Annotated in this window: 8 protein-coding genes and 1 pseudogene; 1 reads left to right on the top strand and 8 read right to left on the bottom strand. The window is 62.2% G+C overall.

Features of this window, described 5'->3' with window-relative positions:
• From AC1DOG_RS16080 to metG, 4 genes and pseudogenes are all read right to left on the bottom strand, one after another.
• Nucleotides 1-179, bottom strand: a pseudogene (locus AC1DOG_RS16080) (ISNCY family transposase); the annotation flags it as partial.
• A gap of 313 nt (nt 180-492) precedes the next feature.
• Nucleotides 493-1,326: an MBL fold metallo-hydrolase gene (locus tag AC1DOG_RS16075; protein WP_477929353.1), complete on the bottom strand. Its 834-nt coding sequence runs from the start codon at nt 1,324-1,326 to the stop codon at nt 493-495.
• Nucleotides 1,327-1,330: 4 nt separating this feature from the next.
• On the bottom strand, nt 1,331-2,113 hold the full coding sequence (locus AC1DOG_RS16070; protein WP_477929351.1) for a TatD family hydrolase: 783 nt from the start codon (nt 2,111-2,113) through the stop codon (nt 1,331-1,333).
• 7 nt (nt 2,114-2,120) lie between these two features.
• Nucleotides 2,121-3,674 (bottom strand): methionine--tRNA ligase, encoded by a 1,554-nt coding sequence (gene metG / locus AC1DOG_RS16065; protein ID WP_477929349.1) that lies wholly within the window; start codon nt 3,672-3,674, stop codon nt 2,121-2,123.
• Between the two features lie 269 nt (nt 3,675-3,943).
• Between metG and AC1DOG_RS16060 the strand changes: the two genes are divergently transcribed.
• Nucleotides 3,944-4,738: a sulfite exporter TauE/SafE family protein gene (locus tag AC1DOG_RS16060; RefSeq protein ID WP_477929366.1), complete on the top strand. Its 795-nt coding sequence runs from the start codon at nt 3,944-3,946 to the stop codon at nt 4,736-4,738.
• 16 nt (nt 4,739-4,754) lie between these two features.
• Here the strand turns inward: AC1DOG_RS16060 and AC1DOG_RS16055 are convergent, their stop codons facing one another.
• The 4 genes from AC1DOG_RS16055 to AC1DOG_RS16040 all read right to left on the bottom strand — a co-directional run bounded on the left by AC1DOG_RS16055 (nt 4,755) and on the right by AC1DOG_RS16040 (nt 8,965).
• Nucleotides 4,755-5,780: a DNA polymerase III subunit delta' gene (locus AC1DOG_RS16055; protein ID WP_477929347.1), complete on the bottom strand. Its 1,026-nt coding sequence runs from the start codon at nt 5,778-5,780 to the stop codon at nt 4,755-4,757.
• Complete coding sequence (tmk, locus tag AC1DOG_RS16050) at nt 5,773-6,468, bottom strand: dTMP kinase (protein ID WP_477929345.1); 696 nt, start codon at nt 6,466-6,468, stop codon at nt 5,773-5,775. The genes AC1DOG_RS16055 and tmk overlap by 8 nt, the downstream gene beginning before the upstream one ends.
• A gap of 142 nt (nt 6,469-6,610) precedes the next feature.
• Nucleotides 6,611-7,822, bottom strand: a complete 1,212-nt coding sequence (locus AC1DOG_RS16045) for a D-alanyl-D-alanine carboxypeptidase family protein (protein WP_477929343.1) — start codon at nt 7,820-7,822, stop codon at nt 6,611-6,613.
• A gap of 42 nt (nt 7,823-7,864) precedes the next feature.
• Nucleotides 7,865-8,965, bottom strand: a complete 1,101-nt coding sequence (locus AC1DOG_RS16040) for a septal ring lytic transglycosylase RlpA family protein (protein ID WP_477929341.1) — start codon at nt 8,963-8,965, stop codon at nt 7,865-7,867.
• Nucleotides 8,966-9,095 lie beyond the last annotated feature (130 nt).

The raw sequence follows: 9,095 nt of genomic DNA, 5'->3' as shown, positions 1-9,095 counted from the left end.
GCCTTGTGCCGGATCGATGCCGCACCACCAATACCCATCCGCTGCAACAGYCGGCGCACCTGGCGCGTGCTCAAGTCGAGCACATGGGCCGCCGAAACCATCGTCATACGCTCAGCCGCTACCTTCGACAAAACYTCGATCCGCTGCAGATCACGCTCGCTCATCGCTATCAATCCCATCTGCTTGTCTCCGCGTTATTAAACGCGGGGAGTGTGACACTCTAACTTTGCTAAAGTAGGACATTCTAACTTTGCGGCTACAAACAAATATCGGATAAGATAGATTATGGAACAATTCCGTATCTATGAATCGAGTTTCGCTTTGCCGACACCCCCTTCGATGGCTACGCCTGATCGCCATTGCACAGCATAAAAACCCATGTTTTGCAGATCCTTATGGCGCATCACTCCTATCCGCGGAATTGCGCGACAGAACGGAGCCAGACGTGCGCTAGGTTTGCCCGTCGCACGTCGCACGTTGAAGCGCGTGGGCTTAAGCGCCGCGCTCCAGGCTTTCCAGCTCGATCTCGAAGCTCATCTGGTCGTAGGCCGGAACGACATGATCAGGCGTCTCGGCCATGACGGTGTCGTAGTCGAGCGGCGTGTGCATGTGGGTCAGGATGGCGCGTTTCGGCTGCAGGCGGCCGATCCATTCCAGCGATTGCTCCAGCGACAGATGGCTCGGGTGGTAGCGGTATTGAAGCGCGTCGATGATGAGAACGTCGAGGCCTTGCAGCTTCGGTACGGTTTCCGGCGGGAAGTCACTGATATCGCTGCAATAAGCAACATCGCCGATGCGGAAACCGAGCGAGGTGATGTCACCGTGCTGCTGAACATGCGGACGCAAGGAGATCGCGCCGCCCGCGCCGGTGATATGAACAGGCTTGTCGAGATCATGGATCACCCTTGCCTCGACGATCGGCGGATAGTTGCTGCCGGGTGGTGTTTCCAGGCAGTAGCCGAAGCCTTGGCGGATGCGGTCCATGGTCGCTTCGTCAGCATAGATCGGCACGCGCTGCTGCGCGCCGAAATAGTAGCCGCGCAGATCGTCCAGGCCGTGGATATGATCGGCGTGCGGATGCGTGTACATCACGGCGTCGATATGCCCGACCTTCGCAGCGATCATCTGCTCGCGAAAATCCGGTCCGGTGTCGATGACCACGGTGGTGACGCCGCAATTGGCGTCATATTGCTGGATCATGAACGAGGCGCGGGTGCGCCGGTTCTTCGGGTTGTCGGGATTGCAGGCGCCCCAGTCGCCGGTGATGCGCGGAACGCCTGGTGACGACGAGCAGCCGAGAATGGTGAACCGCCGTCTGTAGCCCACCGTGTCAGATCCTCGGCATCTTGGAGAAGCAGCGGAAAGCGTTGTCCGTCGTGATCGCGGCCATTTCGGCGTAGCTCAACCCAAGCGTCTCCGCCAAGACTTCGGCCGTGTTGACGACATAGGACGGCTCGTTGCGCTTGCCGCGCCAGCGCTTCGGCGCGAGATAAGGCGCGTCGGTCTCGACCAGCAGGCGATCATGCGGGATGGTTGCGGCAATGTCGCGCAGCTCCTGCGACTTTGGGAAGGTCAGAATGCCGGAAAACGAGATGTAGCCGCCGAGCTCGACGCCAACGCGCGCAAGATCGGCACCCGCCGAGAAGCAGTGCAGGATGAAGGGGAAGGCGCCCTTCCCCGTTTCCTCAGTCAGGATCGCGGCCATGTCCTCGTCGGCGCTGCGGCTGTGAATGACCAGCGGCAGCTTGGTTTGCCGGGCGGCTTCGATGTGGCGCAGAAAACCGGTCTTCTGGTCCTCGGGCTTCTGCGTGTCGTAGAAATAGTCGAGACCCGCCTCGCCGATTGCGACCACCTTCTCATGCGCATTCGCCAGACGGATCAGGTCTTCAGCCTGAATGTCCAGCTCTTCGTCGGCACTGTTTGGATGCGTGCCGACGGAGCAGAAGACGGATGGATACTTCTCGGTGATCGCGAGCAACCCGTCCAGTTTGCGGACGCGCGTGGAGATCGTCACCATCTGCTTGACGCCACTGTCGTGAGCACGCTTGACGATCTCGTCGCGCTCCTCCTCGAAGTCGGCGAAATCCAGGTGGCAATGGGTATCGATCAGCATCTCAGCCTCACGCCTGCGGCGCGACATAGCGCGGGAAGACCGGCGTCGGCGCTTCCAGCGGCGTGCCTGAAACCAGGCGACCGGCTTCACCGAGAGCCGTGAAGTCGCGCTGGTCGGCGGCTGCACCCACGAGATCGAGCATCTTTTCGGCGGAGCCCGGAACGAATGGCTGCAGCAGGATGGCGATCTGGCGCACGACTTCGGCCGTGACGTAAAGCACGGTTTCCATGCGAGCCGGATCGGTCTTCTTCAGCGCCCAGGGCTGCTGGCCGGCGAAATAGCGGTCGGTCTCGGACACGACTGCGATGATCGACGTCAGCGCGCGATGGATGAGCTGCTTTTCCATGTCCTCGCGGGTCGAGGCGAGCAGCGCGTCGGCGGCGGCCAGCATCGCCTTGTCCTCGTCGGTCAGCGGACCGCAGACCGGGATCTTGCCGTCGCAGTTCTTGACGATCATCGACAGCGAGCGGCTTGCGAGGTTGCCGATGCCGTTGGCGAGATCGGCGTTGATGCGTGTGCCGATCGCCTCTTCGCTGCAGTTGCCGTCATGGCCGAAGGAGATTTCGCGCATCAGGAAGTAGCGGATCGCGTCGAGGCCGAAATGCTCGATCAACTCGAACGGATCGAGCACGTTGCCGAGCGACTTCGACATCTTCTCGCCGCCCTTGGCCAGCACGAAGCCATGCGCGAAGACGCGCTTGGGCAGCGGCAGCTTGGCCGACATCAGGAAGGCGGGCCAGTAAACGGCGTGGAAGCGGATGATGTCCTTGCCGATGATGTGGACATCGGCCGGCCAATACTTGGCACGCGGGCCGTTCTTGTCCTCAAGGTAGCCGGTAGCAGTCAGATAGTTGGTCAACGCGTCGACCCAGACGTACATGACGTGTTCCGGATCGTTGGGTACCTTGATGCCCCAGTCGAACGTGGTGCGCGAGATCGACAGGTCCTTGAGCCCCGACTTGACGAAGGAGATCACCTCGTTGCGACGCTCGGCCGGGCCGATGAAATCGGGCTCGGCTTCGTAGAGCGCCAGCAGCTTGTCCTGGTATTCGGAGAGCTTGAAGAAGTAGCTTGCCTCTTCCACCCACTCGACGGGCGTGCCCTGCGGTCCGTAGCGCACGCCGTCGGCGCGCAGCTCGGTCTCGTTTTCCTGGTAATAGGCCTCGTCGCGCACCGAGTACCAGCCGGCATAGCTGTCCTTGTAGATGTCGCCGGCGTCGGCCATCAGGTTCCAGATATTCTTCGACGTCTCGTGGTGACGATCCTGCGTGGTGCGGATGAAGTCGTCGTTCGAGGCGTTGAGGAGCTTGGCCATCGCCTGGAATTCGCCGGAATTGCGGTCGGCGAGTTCCTGCGCGGTGATGCCTTCGGCGCGGGCCGTCTGCTGCATCTTCTGGCCATGCTCGTCGGTGCCGGTCAGGAAGAACACGTCCTTGCCGTCGAGGCGCTGGTAGCGCGCCATGGCATCCGTCGCGATCAGCTCGTAGGCATGGCCGATATGTGGCTTGCCGTTCGGGTAGGAAATCGCGGTGGTGATGTAGAAGGGTGTCTTGTCTGTCATGGCGGCCATTCTCGTGCGGCTTATTCTTTGAAATCTATACGCCGCTCCTTAGCGCATGTGGCGGCGAAGCGAAACAGTAAGTTTGGAAAGCGACGCCTCCAACACATAGCAGTCCAATCTTCGTGACCGCCGCGTGCTTGACTCGTTTTTTTCCACATTCTACCCAAGGGGACCATCGAACAGGGTTCCGCAAACGTGACATCAGCCGTCCCCCGCGCCTACCGCTTCCAAGTAGGCTTATTGCACGCAGGGCTAGGGCCTGCGATTTGATGCTCTCCCATTTCGATCCGCTTTATTCGCTTTCGGGTTTCTTCGTCGGCGCGCTTGTCGGCATCACCGGTGTCGGCGGTGGATCGCTGATGACGCCGTTGCTGGTTCTGCTATTCGGTGTCCATCCGGCGACCGCCGTCGGGACCGACCTGCTCTACGCGGCCGTCACCAAGAGCGCCGGCACCGCCGTTCACGGCATGCATGGGCGCATCAACTGGCGGATCGTCGGCTGTCTTGCCGCCGGCAGCGTGCCGGCAGCACTGATCATGCTCTGGCTGCTGTCGGGCGTCGATCGCAAGAGCATAGAAGTCGCGCATACGATCACGACGGCGCTTGGCTGGTTGCTCGTCATGACGGCCTTCATGCTGGTGTTTCGCAAACAGGTGCTGGCCTTCGCGCAGCGCTCCACAGGCGAGCGACGGACGCTGCGGCCTGCAACGCTTGGCATTCTCACTGTCGTGCTCGGGCTGGCGCTCGGCATCCTCGTCACGTTGACGTCAGTCGGCGCAGGCGCGCTGGGCGTGACCATCCTGCTCGTGCTTTATCCCAGGCTCGATGTGCGGGAGATCGTCGGCTCCGACATCGTCCACGCTGTGCCGCTGACGCTGATTGGCGGCATGGGATACTGGATGATCGGCGAGATCGACTGGGTCATGCTTGCGGCGCTGCTGGTCGGCTCGATCCCCGGGATCATCGCGGGAAGCCTGCTGGCGCCGAAGCTGCATGAGCGGACCATCCGCCTTGTGCTGGCAGGGACACTCGCGATCGTCGCTTACAAGCTTCTGACTTCCTGATCAGGGACTTACCGGATCAAGGTCCGGGCTGCTTGATATCGCCGAGAATGCTCAGGATCGTCTGCTTGCGGTCGAGATTGTAGGCGTCGGAAACCGTCAGGCGTTCGATGATATCGCTGTGTAGACGCGACAGGCGTTCGGCCTGGGCCACCTGCCCCGCCATGGCCGCGGCCTTCGCCTTGCCCATCAGGTCGTCACCGAGATGACCAGCGAAGAACTCGAAGATCGTGTCGCTTTCCTTGCCAGACAACGCGTCGGCCAGACGGTGCATGGCCTTGCGCGCCGATGGCCCCTGCAGGGTCAGCACCTCGTTGTAGGCGGAAATGATCTCGCCGCCGCCGTAGTTCACCAGCTTCAGCGCTTCACCGACGCTGCCATTGGCAGACGCCAGCAGCGACGGGTCGTTCGCGTCCACGCCGAGATGTCCCAGAGCCGAGCGCAGCGCGTTGTCCCCGAGCGGCGACAGCTTGAGCGGCAGGCAGCGGGAGCGGATGGTGGGGAGCAGCTTGCCCGGCGCATGCGAGATCAACAGGAACAGCGCGCGCTTCGGCGGCTCCTCGAGGATCTTCAGAATGGCGTTAGCGGCACTCCGGTTCATGTCGTCGGCGGGATCGATGATGACGATACGCCAGTTGCCGGTGCCCGATGTCTGGGAGAAGAAGCGGCCGGCGCGGCGCACCTCGTCGACGGTGATCGCCGATTTCACCTTGCCGGTCTTCTCGTCCACCGGGCGGGCGAGATGCAGCAGGTTGTGCGAGGCGCCCGAGTTGATCTGACGGCTGACAGAGGAATTCGGATCGGGATCGGCGAGGACGTCAGGCGCGCTCTCCGGGTCCGGATGCGACAGGACGTGATTGGCGAAACGGAAGGCAAGCGTCGCCTTGCCGATCCCCGACGGTCCTTCCATCAGCAGGGCGTGGTGACCTTTGCCGGAACGGTAGGACTGCGCGAGGAAGGCCTCGGCGTCTTCATGACCGAAGAGCCTGGTGTTTTCGGGCGGCCAGATGGCGCCGTCGAGAAGGCTTGGGTGCTCGTCACTCATCGGTCGCACTCATCGCTGGCTCGGCGACCTTCGGCGCGTGTGCAGGCGCCAGCAACTGGCCGACGATCGAGACGATTTCGGCGGCGATCGCCTCCTCGCTCTGCATGGCATTGACGACGTGGCAGCGCTCGGGCTCGCGCGAGGCTATGTCGAGGAAGGCTTCGCGGCGCTTCTCGTGGGTTTCGATCTCTTCCTTCTCGAAGCGATCGGGCGCGACATCGCCGGCAGCGCCCCGGCGCTTGGCGCGCTCGAGACCCGCCTTGGCCGGCAGATCGAGCATCAGCGTGCAGTCGGGAACGACGCCGTTGATCGCGACGCGTTGCAGCGTCTCGATGAAATCGGGCTCCAGATTGCCCGTCACGCCCTGGTAGACGCGCGAGGAATCCATGAAGCGATCGCAGAGCACGACCTTGCCCTGACCAAGCGCCGGACGAATGATCTCCTCGACATGGTCGTTGCGAGCGGCGGCGAAGAGAATCGCTTCCATGCGCGTTCCAAAGGATTCGGCAGCACCTGACAGCAGCACATGGCGCACGGCTTCCGCACCCGGCGAACCGCCCGGCTCGCGCGTGACCACGACCTCATGGCCCCTGGCGCGCAAGGCATCGGCCAGCCGACGGATCTGGGTGGACTTACCAGCGCCCTCACCGCCTTCAAACGTAACGAACAATCCGGTAGCGGATGACAACAATATGTTCCTGCGATCTTGGCCTGCACTCTATCGGCGCCAGCGGCACCTCGTCCGTACATCTAGCCGAAGATGACGGCGAGCGGAACCGCTTCGCGTCGATCTCTCGGCTTTGTCACAAGGTGAAACGCGACTATGGCGATCATGTGGGCTCGGCGGGCTTATCCCAGAGCCAGGAAAACAGCAGCGTTTCGCCGAGTTCCAGCACGGCATCGACCGCGCGGCTGCTGAGAGTGCCCTCCTCGACCGCCGCCTTTGTGTAGAGCGGCACTTCGCGCAGCAGCCTGCTGCCGGCGAAAAGTCGCAGCGTGCCGACTTCGCGGTCCGCTTCGACCGGCGCCGGTAGCGGCCAGTGATAGACGATGCGGGCGGCAAGCCGGTCGGGATTGTTGACGGGGATGTAGACGCTGATCGGGCTTTTGGCGACGAGCTCGACGCTGCGCGATGCACCGCCGTAAACGCTCGCGGTGCCGATGACCTCGTTTTCCGCGAAAAGCTGGCGGATTTCGAAGGCGCTGAGGCCCCATTCGAGCACGCGCTTGGCTTCCTCGGTCCGCTCCTTGTCGGATGCAATACCGCCAAGCGTCATGAACAGGCGGCGGCCGTTGCGCTCGGCCGACGCCACGATCGAATAGCCCTCGCCTTCGGCAAAGCCTGTCGCCAGGCCGTCGACGCCGAGACCGAAGCCGAGCAGCGGGTTGCGGTTGCGCTGGAAGATCTTGTTCCACTCGAAATCGGGTTGGGCGAAGTAGGGATAATAGGCCGGGTAACCCTGTTGCAGGCGTTCAGCCAACGCGACCATGTCGTAGGCCGTGGTCTTGCTCTTGCCGTCGGGAAGTCCGGTGGAGTTGGCGAAGAGCGAGTGCTGCATGCCGAGCGTCTTTGCGCGTCGCGTCATGCTTTCGGCGAAAGCCGGCTCGCCGCCACTCATGCCCTCAGCAAGAATGATGCAGCTGTCGTTGGCGCCCTGGATGGCGATACCGCGCACGAGATCCTCGACACGCACGTTGGATTTCAGCGCCGCGAACATGGTCGCGGTGCGCGACGGCGCGCCGCCGGTGCGCCAGGCAAATTCGGAGACGGGATATTGGGTATCGAGCGTGATCTGCTTGCTTGTGAGCGCATCGAAGACAAGCTCGACCGTCATCAGCTTGGCAAGCGAGGCCGGCGAGAAGGTCTGGTGTTCGTTCTTGGCAAGAAGCACCGTGCCGGTCGATGCTTCGACCATATAGGCTTGTGCGGCCTTCGTGACGAACGACTGGTTGGTGTCGGCGGGTGCCGCCATGGCATCGGTCGAAACGACCTGGGCCAGCGGCAACAGGCAGACACAGAGACGAAGCATATGTTTCAGCATCGAAACCCTCATCGATCCGGCCCCGAAGGGCCTCGGAAACACTTACTTCAGCGCAGCCTTCGCTGCCTTCTGACGCTTGAATGATGCCAGGATGCTGTCTTCGGTCAAGCCGTCATTGCGAACCATGACCGCGTCGAAGGCGAGATCGACCGTCACGGTCTTCACACCCTCTTCCTGATAGCCCATGGCCATCGATCCCTGCTGCCAGCCATAGGGGCGTTCATAAGGATAGGGACCGATCTCTGGCAGCACGACCATCTCGCCGAACGACGCCGGTGCGGCATTGTCGAAGGATGGGGCGCGCAGCGGTGTAGGGACCGGAGCGGCGTTGTAAGGCGCGCTCGGCGTCGAGCCGGCATAGGAGGTCGCGGAGCGCGGAACCGGTACGCTATCGGCCGCAGGCGGCGTGAAGCCGCCGAAGCTCTGGATCTCGTCGCGCGTGATGCGCTTGCTGTTGGAGGCAACCATGACGCCGGACGCGATCTGCCCCTCGCCCGGATAGACGCCGGGGATGCGGCTGCCCTTCGGCACGTAGGAGGCCATCAGGTACGGCATATCGTGGCCGTCCATGCGCGCCTTGCCGACATACTGCACGCGCACATTGCCGGTGCCGCTGTGCTGGAGATCGAGCAGGTCTGCCGTCTTGTTCGACAGGTCGATGATGCGACCTTCGTGATAAGGGCCGCGGTCGTTGACGCGCACGATGATGGACGAGCCGTTTTCGACGTTCGTCACGCGCGCGTAGCTCGGCAGCGGAAATGTCGGATGAGCGGCGGAAATATGCATCTGGTCGTAGACTTCGCCATTGGCGGTCAGACGACCATGGAAAGCCGAGCCGTACCAGGAGGCGATACCGACCTTGTTGTAGGAGAAATCCTCTTTCGGGAAATAGGTCTTACCTTTGACGACATAGGGATTACCGACGATGTAGCGACCGCCGCCCTTCGGGATATTGTTGCCGGTGGCGACACGCGGGCTCGCTTTGACGCCATATTCCGACTCGGCAAAATATTCCTTGCCGTGCGTGCGCTTGGCCGTCGTCGTCGGTGCCGTTCCGCAAGCGGTCACTGTCGCACAGATAAGCGACAAGCCTACCGACCGCATTGGTGTCGCAAGTGCCGCCGCCCCGAAGTCTCGTCTCATATGTCCCACGCCGCTCAAGACCGTTATGGCTCAAAGTCCGCCTATTCAGGCAAAACAAGCCGTACCGCCATCAACCTAACGAGACTTTAATCATGCGACCTTCGCGGCGAATTTGCGAAAGCTTTCGCCG

The sequence above is a fragment of the Rhizobium sp. 01N48 genome, assembly GCF_056399145.1.
The sequence above is the reverse complement of the archived record's forward strand: the minus strand, read 5'-3'. Positions and strand labels throughout refer to the sequence as shown.